The 17,154-nt window shown below is 68.9% G+C and carries 19 protein-coding genes; 14 read left to right on the plus strand and 5 right to left on the minus strand.

The window, feature by feature from the left end; genetic code table 11:
• The first annotated feature begins 40 nt into the window (after window positions 1–40).
• Together ASF26_RS17640 and ASF26_RS17645 are read left to right on the plus strand one after the other, a co-directional pair.
• On the plus strand, window positions 41–1,030 hold the full coding sequence (locus ASF26_RS17640) for a polyphosphate kinase 2 family protein (RefSeq protein ID WP_056149288.1): 990 nt from the start codon (window positions 41–43) through the stop codon (window positions 1,028–1,030).
• Window positions 1,031–1,090: 60 nt separating this feature from the next.
• Window positions 1,091–2,245, plus strand: coding sequence for an AAA family ATPase (locus ASF26_RS17645; RefSeq protein ID WP_056256841.1), 1,155 nt, complete (start codon window positions 1,091–1,093; stop codon window positions 2,243–2,245).
• 23 nt (window positions 2,246–2,268) lie between these two features.
• Here the strand turns inward: ASF26_RS17645 and ASF26_RS17650 are convergent, their stop codons facing one another.
• From ASF26_RS17650 to ASF26_RS17665, 4 genes are all read right to left on the minus strand, one after another.
• A complete protein-coding gene (locus ASF26_RS17650) occupies window positions 2,269–3,309 on the minus strand; it encodes a hypothetical protein (RefSeq protein WP_056256844.1) in 1,041 nt (346 codons plus the stop codon).
• 100 nt (window positions 3,310–3,409) lie between these two features.
• Window positions 3,410–4,255: an enoyl-ACP reductase FabI gene (gene fabI / locus ASF26_RS17655; RefSeq protein WP_056256854.1), complete on the minus strand. Its 846-nt coding sequence runs from the start codon at window positions 4,253–4,255 to the stop codon at window positions 3,410–3,412.
• A 114-nt stretch (window positions 4,256–4,369) separates the two neighbouring features.
• A complete protein-coding gene (locus tag ASF26_RS17660; protein WP_056256856.1) occupies window positions 4,370–5,311 on the minus strand; it encodes a DnaJ C-terminal domain-containing protein in 942 nt (313 codons plus the stop codon).
• A 202-nt stretch (window positions 5,312–5,513) separates the two neighbouring features.
• Window positions 5,514–5,957 carry an RT0821/Lpp0805 family surface protein gene (locus tag ASF26_RS17665; RefSeq protein ID WP_056256998.1) on the minus strand — a complete coding sequence of 148 codons (444 nt, stop codon included), beginning with the start codon at window positions 5,955–5,957 and terminating at the stop codon, window positions 5,514–5,516.
• A gap of 261 nt (window positions 5,958–6,218) precedes the next feature.
• Between ASF26_RS17665 and pdxH the strand changes: the two genes are divergently transcribed.
• The 7 genes from pdxH (at window position 6,219) to ASF26_RS17700 (ending at window position 12,006) form a co-directional block, all read left to right on the plus strand.
• Window positions 6,219–6,797, plus strand: a complete 579-nt coding sequence (gene pdxH / locus ASF26_RS17670; protein WP_082477691.1) for a pyridoxamine 5'-phosphate oxidase — start codon at window positions 6,219–6,221, stop codon at window positions 6,795–6,797.
• A 337-nt stretch (window positions 6,798–7,134) separates the two neighbouring features.
• A complete protein-coding gene (locus tag ASF26_RS17675; RefSeq protein WP_056256863.1) occupies window positions 7,135–8,136 on the plus strand; it encodes a sensor histidine kinase in 1,002 nt (333 codons plus the stop codon).
• 522 nt (window positions 8,137–8,658) lie between these two features.
• On the plus strand, window positions 8,659–9,381 hold the full coding sequence (locus ASF26_RS17680; RefSeq protein ID WP_056149277.1) for an SDR family oxidoreductase: 723 nt from the start codon (window positions 8,659–8,661) through the stop codon (window positions 9,379–9,381).
• Window positions 9,374–10,531, plus strand: coding sequence for a hypothetical protein (locus ASF26_RS23705; RefSeq protein ID WP_056256868.1), 1,158 nt, complete (start codon window positions 9,374–9,376; stop codon window positions 10,529–10,531). The genes ASF26_RS17680 and ASF26_RS23705 overlap by 8 nt, the downstream gene beginning before the upstream one ends.
• A gap of 19 nt (window positions 10,532–10,550) precedes the next feature.
• The gene (locus ASF26_RS17690) at window positions 10,551–11,036 is read left to right on the plus strand and encodes an NUDIX hydrolase (RefSeq protein ID WP_056256874.1); all 486 of its coding nucleotides are present in this window, start codon (window positions 10,551–10,553) and stop codon (window positions 11,034–11,036) included.
• A gap of 95 nt (window positions 11,037–11,131) precedes the next feature.
• The gene (locus ASF26_RS17695) at window positions 11,132–11,584 is read left to right on the plus strand and encodes a TIGR02301 family protein (protein ID WP_056256876.1); all 453 of its coding nucleotides are present in this window, start codon (window positions 11,132–11,134) and stop codon (window positions 11,582–11,584) included.
• Between the two features lie 167 nt (window positions 11,585–11,751).
• Entirely contained in the window at window positions 11,752–12,006 is a 255-nt protein-coding gene (locus tag ASF26_RS17700; protein ID WP_019903771.1) for a hypothetical protein, read from the plus strand.
• Window positions 12,007–12,126: 120 nt separating this feature from the next.
• Here the strand turns inward: ASF26_RS17700 and ASF26_RS17705 are convergent, their stop codons facing one another.
• Entirely contained in the window at window positions 12,127–13,461 is a 1,335-nt protein-coding gene (locus ASF26_RS17705) for a dihydroorotase (protein WP_056256879.1), read from the minus strand.
• A gap of 154 nt (window positions 13,462–13,615) precedes the next feature.
• Here ASF26_RS17705 and ASF26_RS17710 point away from each other — a divergent pair, with 154 nt between their 5' ends.
• The 5 genes from ASF26_RS17710 to ASF26_RS17730 all read left to right on the plus strand — a co-directional run bounded on the left by ASF26_RS17710 (window position 13,616) and on the right by ASF26_RS17730 (window position 16,957).
• Complete coding sequence (locus ASF26_RS17710; RefSeq protein ID WP_056256882.1) at window positions 13,616–14,467, plus strand: folate-binding protein YgfZ; 852 nt, start codon at window positions 13,616–13,618, stop codon at window positions 14,465–14,467.
• 319 nt (window positions 14,468–14,786) lie between these two features.
• Window positions 14,787–15,407, plus strand: a complete 621-nt coding sequence (locus ASF26_RS17715; RefSeq protein ID WP_056256886.1) for a DNA-3-methyladenine glycosylase I — start codon at window positions 14,787–14,789, stop codon at window positions 15,405–15,407.
• Window positions 15,404–16,000 carry an HD family hydrolase gene (locus tag ASF26_RS17720; protein WP_056256889.1) on the plus strand — a complete coding sequence of 199 codons (597 nt, stop codon included), beginning with the start codon at window positions 15,404–15,406 and terminating at the stop codon, window positions 15,998–16,000. Before ASF26_RS17715 ends, ASF26_RS17720 begins: the two co-directional genes overlap by 4 nt.
• The gene (locus ASF26_RS17725) at window positions 16,000–16,512 is read left to right on the plus strand and encodes a hypothetical protein (RefSeq protein WP_056256892.1); all 513 of its coding nucleotides are present in this window, start codon (window positions 16,000–16,002) and stop codon (window positions 16,510–16,512) included. The genes ASF26_RS17720 and ASF26_RS17725 overlap by 1 nt, the downstream gene beginning before the upstream one ends.
• Before the next feature lie 160 nt (window positions 16,513–16,672).
• Window positions 16,673–16,957: an exodeoxyribonuclease VII small subunit gene (locus tag ASF26_RS17730; RefSeq protein WP_056256895.1), complete on the plus strand. Its 285-nt coding sequence runs from the start codon at window positions 16,673–16,675 to the stop codon at window positions 16,955–16,957.
• The last annotated feature ends 197 nt before the right edge of the window (window positions 16,958–17,154 follow it).

The raw sequence follows: 17,154 nt of genomic DNA on the forward strand, positions 1-17,154 counted from the left end.
CGCGGCATCGATTGAATATCGTATAAGGCGAAATGTGATCATGGCGAAGAAGCGCGGCAAGCGGCATTCGGGCCAATCGGACACCACGAGGGCGCGCAAGCCCAAACCGCTTAGCCCACGTCCGGAATCGGACCAGCCGCCCTCCTCCGCCGCCTGGGCCCGTTCGGCGATGCGCCATGCCAAGCGCGAAAGCCCGGTCGACACGGCCGCCCTCGCCTCCTGCGCGGCAGCCGGCATCGTCACCGTGCAGCCGGGCGAGGCGTTGGATCTCGCAGCGATCGACGCCAATGCCGATGGCGGGCTCGACAAGGAGGCGTCCAAACAGGCGCTCCTCGTGGAGCATGGCCGCATCCAGGCGTTGCAGGAGCGGCTCTATGCCGAGCATCGGCGCAGCCTTCTCGTGGTGCTCCAGGCCATCGATACCGGCGGCAAGGACGGCACCATCCGGTCGGTCTTCGAGGGGGTGAACCCGCAAGGGTGTCGGGTGTGGTCGTTCAAGGTCCCGAGCGCGGAGGAGCGCGATCACGACTTCCTCTGGCGCTACCACGCCAAGGTGCCGGGGCGCGGCATGATCGGCGTGTTCAACCGCAGCCATTACGAGGATGTGCTCGTGGTGCGGGTGAAGTCCCTGGAGCCGGAGGGGGTATGGCGACCGCGCTACGACCTCATCAACGATTTCGAGCGGATGCTGACCCTGTCGGGCGTCACCGTGCTGAAGTTTTTCCTGCACATCTCGAAGGACGAGCAGAAGGAGCGCCTGGAGGCGCGGATCGCCGATCCCGAGAAGCATTGGAAGTTCGATGCGGCCGACCTCGTCGAGCGGCAATCCTGGGACGCCTATCAGGGCGCCTTCACCGATGCCCTGAGCCGTTGCTCCACCCCGCACGCGCCCTGGCACGTGGTGCCGGCCAACCGCAAATGGTACCGCAACCTCCTCGTCGCCCGCACCATCGCCAACACCCTGGAAGCGATGGACCCGCGCTATCCGGACGCTCAGCCGGGCATCGCCGAGCTGACGGTGCCGGATTGACCTGATCCGACCGCGCGACGATGGTTCGTGCGTCGGGAGCCGGTGCTTGAGAATGCGCGCATGCTGACCGTCCGCGACGTGGCGGCCTCGGGATACCGCTCCCTGCGGTCCATCCGGTTTCCGGTGGAGGCCCTCTCGGTCTTCATCGGGGCCAATGCCGTCGGCAAGACCAACCTCTACCGGGCGCTCGAACGCCTGCAGGCCGCCGCCGCCGGCACGCTGGTGCGTGATCTCGCGGCGGAGGGCGGGATGGACTCGGTCGTCTGGGCCGGACCACGCAGCGGCAAGGGGCCGGTGCGGGTGGGGTGGTCCGTCGAGCTCGGCGACGAGGCTGCGTCCGTCGCCCACCGATACGAGATCGAGGTCGGTCTGGTGCCCCAGTCGGAGGACGGCCCCAGGGGGGCCGCCTTCCGGCTCGAACCGCAGATCAAGCGGGAGCGGCTCACCGTCCTGTCGGGCCGGCGGCCGGCGGTCATGCTCGAGCGTGACGGGCCTTCCGGCTTCGTGCGCGGCGATGACGGCCGCAAGCGCTCTCTCGGCACGAGTCTCCTCGCCACGGAAACCGCGCTCGCGGCACTTCAGGACGCGGTCGCGTTTCCCGAACTGCATCTCGTCCGGCATGCGCTGCTGGATTGGCGCTTCCACTACGATTTCCGCACCGACGCGGCCTCGGCCCTGCGCCGGCCCTGCCTCGCCGTCACTACGCCGACCCTGTCGTCGGACGGATCCGACCTCGCCGCCGTCTTCGCCACCCTCCGGCACATCCGCGAGGACACCGTCGATCTCGACGGGGCCGTGGCCGATGCCTTCCCCGGCGCGCGCCTCGTCATTCCGTCGCCCGGCCGCGAGGCGAGCTTCGGGATGGTCTTCCCCGATTACCCCAAGCGCGTGTTCGAGGCCGCCGAACTGTCGGACGGGACGCTTCGCTATCTCGCCCTCGCCGGGGCCCTCCTCGCCTACCGGCTCCCGCCCTTCATCGCCCTCAACGAGCCGGAGACGAGCCTCCACCCGGACCTGCTCGATCCCCTGGCACGGATGATCGTGACCGCGTCGCGTCGCACACAGGTCTGGCTGGTGACCCATTCGGAGCGGCTGGCCGATGCGATCGGGGAGCGGGGCGGCGTGTCGCCCCGCCGGGTGGTCAAGCGGGACGGGGCGACCTGGATCGACGGGCTCAAGCTGTCGGGAGAGTTCGCGGAAGTCGACGACGCTTGACGGGGGCTCTCATGCTCAGCCGGTCATGCCCTGTCGCCGTGGTCGGGCCGCCAGCGCCGGAGAGATCCCGGCAGTGACCGCATCATCGCCCCGCCGATCCTGTTGGCATGGCGTTGGTAGAGGATGCCGAGGCCGATCAGGCCGAGACCGATGAGCGACAGGGCGAAGGGGAAGAGCAGCGAGTCTCTGAAGACCCGGCTCGCTAGATCGCCGAGATAGAGCGCGACGCCAATGGAGCCGAACACCGCGTAGATCCGCCGAGACAGGAAGATGGCGAGGCTGATGAGCGCGACGTTCATCGAGGCGTAGAGCGCCTTCGCCACCTCGCTGTCGGAGAATTGCCAGGTCACCGCGCCCCAGAAGGTGAGGATGCCGGAGAGATGGAGCCAGAACGCGTAATCCGTCCGCTTCTGGCGCAGATCCACCGCCCAGGCGAAGGCGATGAGGCCGAGGCCGAACCAGAGCGAGATCGTCCGGCGGGTCTCCCCATCGAGATCCGGCCCCCTGACCCAGAGGCCGATATCCATGGACAGGAACCACAGGGATACCGCTGCGATCAGGGTGATGAAGCCGAAGCGTGTGGCGCGCAGGGCGATGGCCGAGGTCAGAAGCGTCGCCGCTTCCATGGGCACCCAGCCGCCCTTGATCCAGGTGAAGACGTCGCGATAGGCGCCCGGCCGGCCCTGTTCGCCCCAGCCCCAGCTCTCCTGCAGGCCGTAGACGGCGAGCGGCGTCATGGCCACGGCGCAGGCGATGAGGAGACCGCCGGGGACAGGCAGGTCGTGCGCGATGCGAAGGTTCCGCCCGGCGGCGACGAAGGCCGCCGCGTAGATCAGGGCGGTGGCGGTGAGGGCGGGGCCACCCATCATCCCGAAGGCGAGGGTCGAGAACAGGCCCATGGCGCCGATGACCACCAGGGCACCGGCATACCAGAGCACGTGGGCGAGATCGAAGGCCGCCCCCCGTCCCGGCTGCGCGGCGTAGAAGGCGGACAGCGCGCGCGCCTGCTCGGCGGTGATGATCCCGACGGACGCGGCGTCATCGAAGGCGGGGCTGGTCTTCATGGGGACAGGGCCTCGGCGGAAAGCGGCCCCTGAGCGGGTCGGTCCCTCGCCTTATCCGCCGGGGCCCGCCGGCGCGGAGCGCTCCCGCACGCGGCCCGCCTCACTCCTTGCTGTCGAGCCTCAGGTCAGGGGCTTCCGGGTTCTTCATGCCGACCACGTGGTAGCCGGCATCCACATGGAGGATCTCGCCGGTCATGCCGCGCGACATGTCCGATATCAGGTAGGAGGCGGTCTCGCCGACCTCCTCGATGGTCACCGTGCGCCGCAGGGGCGCATTGTACTCGTTCCACTTGAGGATGTAGCGGAAGTCGCCGATGCCGGAGGCGGCGAGCGTCTTGATCGGCCCCGCCGAAATGGCGTTGACGCGGATCTTCGAGGGGCCGAGATCGGCCGCGAGATAGCGCACGGAGGCTTCCAGCGCCGCTTTGGCGACACCCATGACGTTGTAATGCGGCATCCATTTCTCGGCGCCGTAATAGGTGAGCGTCAGGAGCGAGCCGCCATTGGGCATCAGCTTCTCGGCACGCTGGGCCACCGCCGTGAACGAGTAGCAGGAGATCATCAGCGACTTGGTGAAGTTCGCCTCCGAGGTCTCGACGTAGCGCCCTGTCAGCTCGTCCTTGTCGGAGAAGGCGATGCAATGGACGACGAAGTCGATCCCCTGCGGAAAGACGCGGCCGGCTTCCGCGAAGACGGCGTCGATGGAGGCGCCGTCGGTGACGTCGCAATGCCCCACCACATGGGCATCGAGCTCGCGCGCCAGGGGCTCGACCCGCTTCTTCAGGGCATCGCCCTGGTAGCTGAAGGCGAGCTTGGCGCCGTGGGCATGGGCGCTCTTGGCGATGCCCCAGGCGATGGACCGGTTGTTGGCGACACCGAGCACCAGACCGCATTTCCCGGCGAGCAAGCCGCCGACGTGATCGTGTACCGGGTTCGTGTCCGCCATGAGTCACCTGAGCCAGAGGCCGTCGCGCGCCGAAGCGCACCCGTCCGGACCTGGGGGGAAGCGCTCGCGCCGAGGCATCCTTAGCGGAGGTGCGCCGGGGACGGAAGTCCGCGCCTACGCCTGTCCAGAGGCGGCGCGCGCCGCCCGGCGCCCGTTGGCATAGGCGATGAGGTTCTCGTCCTCGCTCGCCGGCAGCGAGATCGCCGTGGTGGCGAACAGGTCGCCACGGCTGCCGTCCTTCTTCGGCAGGCCCTTGCCCTTCAGGCGGAAGGTCCGGCCCGAACTCGTCATGGCCGGAACGCGCATCTCCACCGCGCCGGTGAGCGTCGGGACCCGGATCGGCCCGCCGAGGATCGCATCCTCGAGGGCGAGGTCGACGGAGGTGCGCAGATCAGCCCCCTCCACGGTGAAGCGCGGGTGCGGCAGGATGCGGATGGTCAGCAGGGCGTCGCCCGGCGAGGAGCGTGGACCGCCCGGGTTCCCGAGGCCGCGCAGGCGGATGGTCTGCCCGTCCACGACGCCCTTGGGGATCACTACGTCGACGTCGCGCGAGCCGAGCGAGATCCGCAGCTTCTCCTCGCTCGCCACCTGTTCGAGGGTCACGGAGAGTTCGGCCGCGAGATCCTCACCCTTCATCGGTCCCCTGGCGCCCGGACCGCCACCGGCACCGCCTCGGAACGTGTCGCCGAACAGGTGCGAGAAGATATCCTCGCCGATTCCCCCGCCACCGGCCCGGTTGCGCGCGGCGCTCTCGAAGTCGAAGCCCGCGGAGCGTGCGCCGCCCGGGCCGCCACCGAAGCCGCCGAACCCATCGAAGCCGGATGGCGCACGAGGTCTCCCGTCGGAATCGATCTCGCCACGATCGAACTGGGCGCGCTTGGTCGCGTCGCCGAGGATTTCGTAGGCGCTGTTGGCTTCAGAGAAGCGGTCCTTGGCCTTTGCGTCGTTCTTGTTGGTGTCGGGGTGGTAGGCCTTGGCGAGCTTGCGATAGGCCTTCTTGATGTCAGCCTCGCTGGCGCCCTTGGCCACACCCAGCACGTCGTAGGGATTGCGCATCGTCTGTTATCGGTCTCGGTGCCGCACGGGGCCGGGCTCATGCCCGCCCCTGTCGAAGTCTTCCGCTATGTGGAATGGCTGTTGCTTCTATGCAACGGTCATCCGGCAGGATTCGACGGTTCGATCCACGCGTCAACCCGCCGCCACGCCGGACGATCCCAAAGGCGGCACGATCTTGCCAACAGCCGAGCCGTTCTCGGCGTCAGGCCTTGGCTTTGGCCGTGCGGATACGGGTCAATTCCCATTCGCCCCCCGAAGGCTTGCAGCCGGTACCGCGCACGAAGCGACTGCGCGATGGCGCGATGACCGAGGCGAGGAAGTCCCGGCAGATCAGGTCGTTGGCGACATAGGGAAGGCCCGTCGGGTTGACGGAGCCGCGCAGGGACGAATCCGGGTTGTCCCACTTGACCGGACGGCCATTGCCCTGCGGATCGAGGGCCACCGCCAGGGCCGCGTGCGCCCGCCGCCAATCCTCGTCGGACATCTCGCTGCCGAAGCTCTTGGGGCGCTTGTCGATGCTGCCCGTGACCAGGGGCTCGGGGACCGTCACGTCCGGTTCCGACTTGCTCTCGCTTTGGAAGGTGAGGATCGGAGTGCCGCAGCCGGCGAGCGACAAGGCCAGGGCCACGCTGCCCGATGTCAGCACCGCCGCGCACCGGACGCGGGCCAGACGGGGTGCGACGACGGCACGGATGGAGACGTGTTGGGCTTTACTCTCGCTCCGACGCATTACACCTGTTCTCACGACGTGACTCGAACGACGACAAATCGTGTCCCACGTCGGTGCCCCCGACCCGGATCTCACTCACAGGATTACGCCTTGGATCGGTTAAGGATCGATGAGCCGGCCACGCCCGGCAGTGTCTCACCCGCGGCCTCCCCCCTCGGGGCCGGTGGGGACTTCACGCTGTCCACAGACCCATGGGGTTTGTTTTCCGCCTGGATGGGCGAGGCCGAGCGCGCGGAGCCCGAGGATCCCAACGCCATGGCGCTCGCCACGGCCGGCTCCGACGGTCTGCCCGACGTGCGCATGGTCCTGCTCAAGGGGGCCGATGAGCGCGGCTTCGTGTTCTATACCAATGTCGACTCGGCCAAGGGCGAGGAGCTGGCGCAGAACCCCCAGGCGGCCCTCGTCCTTCATTGGAAGAGCCTGCGCCGGCAGGTCCGCGCGCGCGGATCCGTGAGCCACGTGTCGATCGAGGAGGCCGACGCCTATTTCGCCAGCCGCCGCCGCGAGAGCCGCCTCGGCGCCCATGCCAGCCGCCAGTCCCGGCCGCTCACCGACCGCGCCACCCTCGAGGCAGAGGTCGCCGCCCTGTCGGCCCGCTACGAGGACCAGCCGGTGCCGCGCCCGGAGAACTGGACGGGGTTTCGCATCGCCCCGGTCTCCATCGAGTTCTGGCAGGACGGCCCGTTCCGGCTCCACGACCGCGTCCGCTTCACGAGGGATGGCGGCGGCTGGAGCGGGGCGAGGCTCTATCCATGACGGAGCATTGCAACAAGGAGGCCGGGAAGTGATGGCGTCGCGGAATGGAAGAGGTCGCCTCCGCGCCCCGAATGTCACGCTCTGGAAGTCGGGCGGAACGTCGGATCGGGAGATTTTTGCCGGTCCGCTCCAGGTAGTTCTCGATGGGTGGAGGGTACCCGTCCGATGGACACCATCAATGACAGCCGCAGTCTCGGGCTTGCATGCAAGGCCTGCGTCGACATCGAGCACGATCGACTCACACCATGACGGACACAAGTCGGGTTGAGTTCTAAGGTGGCGTCACGATCCCTCTCCGTTCAGAGCCGCGGGACAATCGGGCTCATGGAAATCCGCCTTGAAAACGCAGCCCACCTCTCCCGTCGTGTGGACCGCCAAGCACCTCCGGCTCGCCATCGATGCGGCGGGAGTCGCCCTGTGGTCCTGGAACGTCGATGACGATACGTTGACGATGGATGCCCGTGGTTGCGGCCTCTGGGGTGTCGAGCCCGACCGGACCGTGACCTTCGAGGATTTGTCCTCGCGTATCCACCCGGCGGACCGCGACCGCGTCAGGGCGGCGTTCTCGGCGACGCGGGGGCTCGTCGGTCCCTACGAGATCGACTTCCGCATCATGCACTCGAACGAGGTCCGTTGGATCTCCGCCCGGGGACAGGGTGACGACCAAGGCATCGTCGGACGGGTCATGTTCGGCATCTTCCTCGACGTGACCGGCCGCAAGCAGGCCGAGGAGGGCCACGAGCTTCTCGCCGGCGAGATGAGCCACCGCGTCAAGAACCTGCTCGCCATCGCCACCGGCCTGACGGCCATCACCTCACGCTCGACGACCACCTCGACCGACATGGCGCGCGAACTCACCCAGCGTCTCACCGCCCTCGACCGTGCGCACGATCTCGTCCGGCCGCTGCCGGGCAGCGAAGGCAAGGCGGCGCTCCTGGGCGACCTGATCGCGATCCTGTTGGCGCCATACGACGACATGGGTGCCTTCAGCGGCCGCATCCGTGTGTCCGTCCCCAGGATGGGCGTCGGCGAGGCCGCCGCGACGACCCTCGCGCTGGTCGTGCACGAGCTTGCGACGAACTCCCTCAAGTACGGGGCCCTTTCGGTCCCGGTGGGTATGCTCGACGTCTCCTGCTCCTCGCAGGAGGAGACGGTCGTGGTCGTCTGGACTGAACGGGGCGGCCCGGCGGTCGCCGCACCATCGGGACCGGGCGGATACGGCAGCAAGCTTCTCAAACGTGCGATGACGCGTCAGTTCGATGGGTCGATCGAGCGGGAATGGAATGAGGCCGGGGTCGTCGTCACCCTCACGATGAACAAGAGCTACCTCGTCTCCTGATGCATCGCCGTCACCGGGTGAGAGGGTCGATTGCGGAGCGGAGGGCATTGCAGCAAGGTCCGTTCGCAGCCCGGGCTCGGACACATCGTCGTGCCCATGAGGTTGGCGCATTGGTGCCGACCTCATGGATCGATGAATGATCGCTGTCGATCACGGCATGGAGTTCCCCAGATGGTGAATTGGGGTTCGAACCGAGCACTCGACCGGGCTGAACTGTCGAACTGAGACACGACCACGACGTCTCCGTCCTCGATCGACCACGGGCGACGGTTCGCGAGACGAGCGACGGCCATCGGCACGGCGGCGGCAGCGAGCCCCGGCATCCTCGCCCGGCGATTTTATCGCGGGGCCCGTCTCGAAGAGCGCTGATCAGGACTTGCTGCGACGCGGGATCGACCCTGGATTTCCCGGCCGGCGCGGCTTAGACCTGGGCATGGCACGGCGGGATGATCTCGGCTGTCCACCGCCTCCGGATCCTGAGGAACGGCTTTGGCCATATCGAGCAATGAACGCCGCCGCGTCATGCTGCTGACGGGCGCAAGCCGCGGAATCGGCCACGCCACGGTCAAGCGCTTCTCCGCGGCCGGGTGGCGGGTGATCACCTGCTCCCGCCATGCCTTCCCCGAGAATTGCCCCTGGGAGATGGGGCCGGAGGATCACCTCCAGGTCGATCTTTCGGACCCCGAGGATACGATGCGCGGTGTGGCTGAAGTCGCCGGCCGTCTCGCCGACGAGGGCGGCCTGCTCCATGCGCTGGTCAACAATGCCGGCATCTCGCCCAAGGGCAGCAACGGCGAGCGCCTCGGCGCCATCGCCACGGAATTCGGCGACTGGCGCAAGGTGTTCCAGGTCAACGTCTTCGCGCCCCTGCTCCTGGCGCGCGGCCTATGCGAGGAGCTCACCCGCGCCAAGGGCTCCATCGTCAACGTCACCTCGATCGCGGGCTCCCGCGTGCATCCCTTCGCGGGGGCCGCCTACGGCACGTCGAAGGCGGCGCTCGCGGGCCTCACCCGCGAGATGGCCAGCGATTTCGGCCCCCTCGGGGTTCGGGTGAACGCGATCTCGCCGGGCGAGATCGACACGGCGATCCTGTCGCCCGGCACCGACAAGATCGTGGCCGGCATCCCGCAGCGGCGCCTTGGCACGCCCGACGAGGTGGCCAAGGCGATCTACTTCCTCTGCACCGAGGCGTCCTCCTACGTGAACGGCGCCGAGTTGCACATCAACGGCGGTCAGCATGTCTGACCGAGGTGCGCTCTCGGCGCTCCTCGCGGTCTCCGTTCTCGTCGCCTCGCTCCTGGGCGCGCGACCCGTCCGGGCCGATCCGGTCGTCACGATCCTCGACCTGCCGTTCAGGGCGCGCGCCATGCGCGGCCCGGGCAGCGAGGTGTCCCTGGCGGTGGCGACCTCCGGCCTGCTTCCGCTCGCCCGTCCCAAAGGGTTGAAGGGCGAGGTGGTGGAGGATGTGTCCCTGGCAGTCCTGTGGGGCGACGAGGGCGGTGCCGCCCTGACCCTCGCCGACGGCAAGGTCGCCACCACCCTTCTCGGTGTCGAGGCCATCGACGGGCTCGCCGTCTCCGAGACTCCGCGCGGCGCCGTTCCCGGCACCCAGCGCGCGACCCTCGGTCCGCTCAGTGTCCACCTGTCCGACCCCGTCCGCCCCAACGCCAGCGAGTTCGAGCGCGCCGGGACGCTCACCATCCGGGAGCGCCAGCCGGTGGGGATGAGCGCCGATCCGAAGCCCGTTCCCATCGTGACCACCGCGGTCACCGCCGGTGACGGCGCCGCCTTCGCCCTGCGCCGCCCCATCGCGATCCTCATCGACGGCCGGCCGGTCATCGTGGCTGTGACGGCGCAGGAGGGCGGATCGGCCCTGGTCGTGGTCGGCAAGCCCTTGGCAGAGTCCACTAAATCTCCGGCGGAGCCGGACAAGGCATGGTCCGTCCTCGCCCGGAGCCCGGTTCAGGCGGCGGGGCCGGGTGGGCAGTCGCTGACACTCGCGGCGATCGGCGATGTCTCGAAAGCCGGACAACCCCGGATCGCCGCGGTGGCGGCGCCCGACGGGGCCGGCATCCTCCAGCTCTGGGCCTACGAGGCCGGAGCCCTGCGACTGGTCGGCGAGGGGGCCGGCTACACCACCCTGTCTCCGGGCGAGGGCGGGGCCGACCTGTCGGCCGTTCTCGATACCGATGGGGACGGTGTGGCCGAACTCGCCTTGCCCGTGGCGGATCGGAGCGCCCTGGCCATCCTGTCCCTGAAGGACGGTATCCGCGAGGTGAAGCGCATCCCCCTGCCCGGCCTCGCCGCCTTCGGTGTCGCGGCCATCGGCCACGGCCCTCGCACGCGCCTTCTCGTCGGCCTCGCCGACGGGCGGGTGGCGCTCATCTCTCCGTAACCGAGAAACGTCGAGCCCCATGAGCGAAGCAGCGAGCGAGGACGGTTCCGACGTCCGGCTCTTCCCGGCGCGCCCCTTCCTCGGCGCGTCTATCGCCGTCATCCGCGACGGGCGGGTGCTGCTGGCCGCCAGGGCCAACGAGCCCCTGCGCGGGGTCTGGACGCTTCCCGGCGGGCTGGTGGAGCCCGGCGAGACCCTGGCGCAGGCGGCGTTGCGGGAGCTCGGCGAGGAAGTCGGCGTCTCGGCCGTGGTCGTCCGCTCCCTGACCCCGACGGAGATCATCCTGCGGGCCGAGGACGGCCGCGTGCGCCACCATTACGTCGTCCATCCCCACGCCGCCCTCTGGACCTCGGGCGAGCCGGCCGTAGGCCCCGAGGCCCTGGACGTGCGCTGGGCTTTTCCCGACGAGCTCGCGGATCTCGCCACCACGCCGGGATTGCGGGACACGGTGGCCGAGGCCTTCGCGCAGGTCGCGGGCCTGAGCGGCGATACGGGATCCCGATGAGACCGACGCGCTCCTCGTCTCGGCCGGGAAACGGTGTAGACCTGCCCGATGAGGTTCGCGGCGGCGGAGGACGGGGCGTGGCTGTGCCGTGGGTAATGCGATGCCTGTCGCCCGTGCTGATGTTCGCCGCCCTCGCGGTGGGCATGCCCGATCTCGCTTCGGCTCAGCAGCGCGCCAACCCGGCGCGGCCCGCGCAGAAGGCCCCCGAGAAGGACAAGGAGCCCCCTGCCCCCGCCGAGCCGCCGCCCGCTCCCTACGACCGGGACCTGATGCGGCTCTCCGAAATCATCGGCTCCCTCTCCTTCCTGCGCAGCCTCTGCGCGGCGCCGGACGCTGCCGAATGGCCGACCCGGATGAAGGCGTTGATGGAAGCCGAGGGAGTGACGCCGGGGCGGCGGGACCGTCTCGCCGGAGCGTATAACCGCGGCTATCGCGGATACTCCCTCACCTACCGGGCCTGCACCCCATCGGCGACGGAGGCGGCGTCCCGCTATGTCGCCGAGGGGGAACGGCTGTCCCACGCCTTGGCCAGCCGCTTCGGGGGCTGAGGCGGCGGTGTTGCTTTCGGGATACGGGGCGCAAGGCTGAAGGAAAATCGTCGTATTCGACCGCCGACGTTAACCGCTTCGCAATTCTTGGCTTCCCGAGGCGCGGGCCTCGGCATATGTTTCGGTCATCCGCCGAGCCATTCTTCGGCGCAACCGATGTTATCGCCATGCAGATCGACACCGCCCCCGCGCCCTTCGAGGCCGATCTCGACGACAAGCGTGCCGCCCTCGGCTACGTGTCGGAAGCGTTCGCGGAAGGCTGTCTCGACGGGCTCGACGGCGATTGCATGGCGCAGGCCGCCCTGTTCGCCGCCTTCCAGGAACTGGTGATGACCTATGGCGAGGACGCCACCGCGCGTTACGCCGAGGGCTTTCCCGACCGCATCCGCGGGGGCGCCTTCACCACCGCCCCCCAGCATTGAGGCACGGGACCGGGCCGCACCCGACCCGTTGACGTTTTGTGTGATCGATCGAGCCGCCCGGATAGGACCGGGCGGCTCGATGCGTTTCGGGGCCGGGATCAAGCTCTGCCGGGGGATTCGTTAACCCGGCGACAGCGCCTCGTCGAACACCACCGCCTCGCCGCTGGACGGGCCGACGAGGTCGCCCTGCCACATCACGCGCCTGCCGCGCACGATGGTGCCCACCGGCCAGCCGGTGACGGTGACGCCGTCATAGGGGGTCCAGCCGCATTTCGACGCGATCCATGCGTTGCGGATGGTCTCGCGGCGCGTCAGGTCCACCACCGTCACGTCGGCGTCGTAGCCCACCGAAAGCCGGCCCTTGCGGCTGATGCCGAACAGGCGCTTCGGCCCGGCGCTGGTCATGTCGACGAAGCGGGCGAGAGACAGCCGTCCGTTGGCGACGTGGTCGAGCATGATCGGCACCAGCGTCTGGACGCCGGTCATGCCGGAGGGGGAATCCGGATAGGGCTTGGCCTTCTCCTCCAGCAGGTGCGGCGCGTGGTCCGAGCCGAGGATGTCGGCGACGCCCTGCGTCAGCCCGTGCCAGATCCCGTCGCGGTGCGCCGCGTCGCGCACCGGCGGGTTCATCTGCACCAGGGTACCGAGGCGGGCATAGGCCTCGGTCCCGTCGAGGGTGAGATGGTGCGGCGTCACCTCGACGCTGGCCACGTCCTTATGGTCGGCGAGAAACACCATCTCCTCCGCCGTGGAGATGTGCAGGATGTGGATGCGCGCGCCCGTCTCCTGCGCGATGCGCACGAGGCGCTGCGTCGCCTTCAGCGCGGCCTCGGGCGAGCGCCAGACCGGGTGCGAGGACGGATCGCCCGGCACCCGCAGGCCCTTGCGTTCGCGCAGCATGGGCTCGTCCTCGGCATGGAAGGCGGCCCGGCGCCGGGTGCGTTTCAGGATCTCGGCGACGCCCGCATCGTCCTCCACGAGGAGCGCGCCGGTGGAGGAGCCGACGAACACCTTGATCCCCGCAGCGCCCGGCAGGCGCTCCAGGGTGGCAACCTCATGGGCGTTCTCATGGGTGCCGCCGACCCAGAAGGCGAAGTCGCAATGCATGCGGTGGTGCCCGCGCGCCACCTTGTCGGCCAGGGTCGCGGCGCTGGTGGTCAGCGGGTTGGTGTTGGGCATCTCGAACACGGCGGTGACGCCGCCCATCACCGCCGCGCGGGAGCCCGTTTCGAGGTCTTCCTTGTGGTCGAGACCCGGTTCGCGGAAATGGACCTGGGTGTCGATGACACCCGGCAGCAGGTGCAGGCCGGTGCAATCCTGGCGCTCGCCCTCGGCCCGGGACAGGTCGCCGATGGCGGCGATACGGCCGTTCCTGATGCCGAGATCGGCGGCGTGCTCGCCGTCGTGATTGACGATCCTGCCGCCGGTAAGGAGGAGGTCGAAGGGCTGGTCCATCGGGGTCGCTCCTGAACGGCGTTGAGACACGGGTGGCGGCGGCTTATGTCAGGCTCGCGCGGCGTGCAACGCCGTGCCCTGCCGTCAGGCCCGTCGGCGCATCGCCACGATGCGCGCCGGAGGAGCTTTGCAGGATGACCTTCGAGGAGTTGCCATGCCGATCGCCCTGCTGCCGGACCGCACCGTCATCGCCATCGCGGGCGATGAGGCCGCGAGTTTCCTTCAGGGTGTTGTGACCTGCAATATCGAGACCCTCGAGCCGGGTGAGGCGCGGCTCGGTGGGCTGCTGACCCCGCAGGGCAAGATCCTGTTCGATTTCCTGATCTGGCGCTCCGGCGAGGGCTTTCGCCTGGATTGCCCGGCCGATCAGGCCCCGGCGCTCGCCAAGCGCCTCACGCTCTACCGCCTGCGCGCCAAGGTGACGATCGCCGTCGACCCGACCCTGGGGCTCGCCGCCGCCTGGGGCGGGGCGGAGGCCGCCGCCGCCACCGAGCGCCTCCGCGACGGGCGCCTCCCGGCGTTGGGCGAGCGCCTCGTCTTCGCCGAGGGCGCGTTCTCGGCCGATGCCACCGAGGCGGATTACCACGCCCACCGCATCGCCCGCGGCATCCCCGAGGGCGGACGCGACTTCGCCTATGGCGATGCCTTCCCGCACGAGGCGCTGATGGATCAGCTCGCCGGCGTCGATTTCAGGAAGGGCTGCTATGTCGGCCAGGAGGTCGTGTCGCGCATGCAGCATCGCGGCACCGCGCGCACCCGCATCGTTCCGGTGATCTCCCGCGACGGGGAGGCCGTGACCTCCGGCGCGGAAGTGACCGCCGGACCGCGCGGGCTCGGCACGGTCGGCAGCGTGTCGGGCGCCCGCGGTCTCGCCATGCTCCGCCTCGACCGCCTCGCCGATGCGGTCGCCGCCGGCGAGCCGGTGCGCGCCGGCGCGACGATCCTCGGTGTCGAGAAACCCTCCTTCGCCACCTTCGCCTTCCCGGAGGTGACGCCTGCCGGGTGATCGGGGGCGACAATGACACCCGGTAAGCGCCCGCTTTTCCCCGCTTGCGGGGAGAGGACCGAAGGCATCCCGTCGTGCATTCGGTGAGTGGAGGCGAAGCCGGAGCGACGGTAAGGCGGTGATTTCGGAGAAGACTTCTTGGGCCGAGCCCCCTCACCGTCGGCTGCCGCCTCGCCGCGCCGACGACTGGGTCTTCGCGGCCCTCTCCCCGCGTGCGGGGAGAGGGAATGCGCTCTTGATCGGTCCTGACGACGACTCGGCCTCCCGGCGTTCTCGGCCCATCTGGTGTTCTTGATCCGTTCCGATTACGCTCGGTCCCATGTCCGACGATTCCACAGGCCTGATCCATCATTCCGACGGCTGCCCGCGCTGCTGGTGGGCCGGGCTCGATCCGGTCTACGTCGCCTATCACGACACCGAATGGGGCGTGCCCGAGCATGACGGCCGGGCCTTGTACGAAAAGCTGATCCTCGACGGGTTCCAGGCCGGCCTGTCCTGGATCACCATCCTGCGGCGGCGCGAGGGATTTCGCCGGGCGTTCGCCGGGTTCGACCCGGAGGCCATCGCGCGGTTCACGCAGGCCGATGTCGAGCGCCTGATGCAGGATACCGGGATCATCCGGAACCGCGCCAAGATCGTCGGCACCATCGCGGGTGCCCGCGCCTTCCTCGCCATCGAGGAGCGCGGCCCCGGCTTCTCGCGCTTCCTGTGGGACTTCGTCGAGGGCCGGCCGATCCAGGGCCGGGCGACGGACCGGGCCGGCATCGCCACCGAGACGGAGATCTCGCGGGCCATCTCGCGCGCCCTCAAGAGCGAAGGGTTCAGCTTCTGCGGCCCCACCATCGTCCATGCCTTCATGCAGGCGGTGGGCATGGTGAACGACCATCTCGCCGCGTGCCATCGACACGCCCCCTGCGCCGCCATGGGGGCGGGCCGATGAGCGCCACCGCCCCCCGCGCCTGGCAGCGGATGCTGTCGGGCCGGCGCCTCGACCTCCTCGATCCCTCGCCGCAGGACATCGAGATCGCCGACATCGCCCACGGTCTCGCCCGCGTCGCTCGCTGGAACGGCCAGACCGCCGGGCCGCACGTCTTTTCCGTGGCCCAGCACGCACTTCTGGTGGAGGCCATCGGCGCGGATCTGGCCCCCGGCCGGACCCGGATGCAGCGCCTCGAACTTCTGCTGCACGATGCGCCGGAATACGTGATCGGCGACATCATCTCGCCGTTCAAGGCGGCGATCGGACCGTCCTACAAGGGTGTGGAACTGCGCCTGATGGCGGCGATCCGCCAGCGCTTCGGCCTGCCGGAGCCCGACGAGGACGAGGTTCGCCTGGTCAAGCGTGCCGATGCGATGGCGGCCCATCTCGAAGCGACCCACCTAGCCGGCTTTTCGGCGGACGAGGCCAGCACGGTCTTCGGGCATCTCCACCCGGCGGCCCCGGAGGCGCAGGCGCTGATCGAGCCCTGGCCGACCGCCAAGGCTCAATCGAGGTTCCTTGCACGTTTTCAGGTTCTTACGAGCGATTCCTGATGTCGGATCTTCACGTTTGCCCCCTGTCGCAATTGCCCCAGACCCTGGAGCGCATCGGTGCGAGCCACCTGATGACGCTGATGAAGGTCGGCACCGCCATCGCTAGGCCCGATTGCATCGCCGACGGGCGCCATTGCGTGGTCGAAGTCAGCGACATCGTCGCTCCCCTCGACGGGCATGTCCTGCCGGGTGAGGTTCATGTGCGCCGCATCCTCGATTTCGCTGCCTTCTGGGACCGGGACCGGCCACTGCTGATCCATTGCTATGCCGGGATCAGCCGCTCCACAGCGGCGGCCTACATCGCCGCCTGCGCCCTTGCGCCGGAACGGGACGAGGCCGAGATCGCCCGCGCCCTGCGCGCCGCATCGCCTTCGGCGACGCCCAATGCCCTGTTCGTGGAGATCGCCGACCGTCTGCTTGGACGCGGAGGACGGATGTCCGCCGCCATCGCGGGGATCGGGCGGGGCGCCGACGCGTTCGAGGGAAATCCCTTCGCGCTCGCGCTGGGGTAAGGGCCAAGGCCGCGATCAGCTTATAATTGTGATGAATCGAGTGTGGCCGAAACGACGCCACCCTTGACGAAGTGCTTGCCGATGGAGCAGCCAACGCCCCCCTGGGCTTGTCGGGCAGGCAGCCGCAGGCTTAGACCGGCAAAATGAGGGGTACCCTGGGATGACCGCAGCGCGATCCGCCGTGGCGGCGACAACCGATTCGAAGGTGTCCGACGAGGGACTCGACCTGCCGTTCGAGAAGGCGCTCGAACAGCTCGAGGAGATCGTGCGACGCCTGGAGAAGGGGGATGTGCCCCTCGACGAATCGGTAGCGATCTACGAGCGCGGCGAGATCTTGAAGCGGCATTGCGAAGGTCTGTTGCGCAAGGCCGAGGCGCGGATCCAGACGATCACGCTCGGGCCCGACGGGCGCGCGGCGGGTGTCGCTCCCCTCGATGTCGGCTGAACCCACGGGGTCGCGATGATCCATGGTTTCATGAAAAATATTCATCTGCCGCAACAAGTTGCGCGCTTATCTTCCCTCCGGACGTGAGGTTGATTCGGTGTCACGGATAGAAACCTCGATCCTCGACGGGCTTGACGAGACGTCTGCTCTTCGCGCGCTTCCCGAGAGCCAGCTTCAGGCGGTGGCGGACGCTGTGC

The sequence above is a fragment of the Methylobacterium sp. Leaf93 genome (genome assembly GCF_001422345.1).
GTDB classification, from domain to species: domain Bacteria; phylum Pseudomonadota; class Alphaproteobacteria; order Rhizobiales; family Beijerinckiaceae; genus Methylobacterium; species Methylobacterium bullatum.

Coding starts and splice junctions, on each gene's coding strand:
- ASF26_RS17640 (WP_056149288.1), top strand. CDS start 41: ATGGCGAAGAAGCGCGGCAAGCGGCATTCGGGCCAATCGGACACCACG.
- ASF26_RS17645 (WP_056256841.1), top strand. CDS start 1,091: ATGCTGACCGTCCGCGACGTGGCGGCCTCGGGATACCGCTCCCTGCGG.
- ASF26_RS17650 (WP_056256844.1), bottom strand. CDS start 3,309: ATGAAGACCAGCCCCGCCTTCGATGACGCCGCGTCCGTCGGGATCATC.
- fabI (WP_056256854.1), bottom strand. CDS start 4,255: ATGGCGGACACGAACCCGGTACACGATCACGTCGGCGGCTTGCTCGCC.
- ASF26_RS17660 (WP_056256856.1), bottom strand. CDS start 5,311: ATGCGCAATCCCTACGACGTGCTGGGTGTGGCCAAGGGCGCCAGCGAG.
- ASF26_RS17680 (WP_056149277.1), top strand. CDS start 8,659: ATGCTGCTGACGGGCGCAAGCCGCGGAATCGGCCACGCCACGGTCAAG.
- ASF26_RS23705 (WP_056256868.1), top strand. CDS start 9,374: ATGTCTGACCGAGGTGCGCTCTCGGCGCTCCTCGCGGTCTCCGTTCTC.
- ASF26_RS17690 (WP_056256874.1), top strand. CDS start 10,551: ATGAGCGAAGCAGCGAGCGAGGACGGTTCCGACGTCCGGCTCTTCCCG.
- ASF26_RS17695 (WP_056256876.1), top strand. CDS start 11,132: ATGCGATGCCTGTCGCCCGTGCTGATGTTCGCCGCCCTCGCGGTGGGC.
- ASF26_RS17700 (WP_019903771.1), top strand. CDS start 11,752: ATGCAGATCGACACCGCCCCCGCGCCCTTCGAGGCCGATCTCGACGAC.
- ASF26_RS17705 (WP_056256879.1), bottom strand. CDS start 13,461: ATGGACCAGCCCTTCGACCTCCTCCTTACCGGCGGCAGGATCGTCAAT.
- ASF26_RS17710 (WP_056256882.1), top strand. CDS start 13,616: ATGCCGATCGCCCTGCTGCCGGACCGCACCGTCATCGCCATCGCGGGC.
- ASF26_RS17715 (WP_056256886.1), top strand. CDS start 14,787: ATGTCCGACGATTCCACAGGCCTGATCCATCATTCCGACGGCTGCCCG.
- ASF26_RS17720 (WP_056256889.1), top strand. CDS start 15,404: ATGAGCGCCACCGCCCCCCGCGCCTGGCAGCGGATGCTGTCGGGCCGG.
- ASF26_RS17725 (WP_056256892.1), top strand. CDS start 16,000: ATGTCGGATCTTCACGTTTGCCCCCTGTCGCAATTGCCCCAGACCCTG.
- ASF26_RS17730 (WP_056256895.1), top strand. CDS start 16,673: ATGACCGCAGCGCGATCCGCCGTGGCGGCGACAACCGATTCGAAGGTG.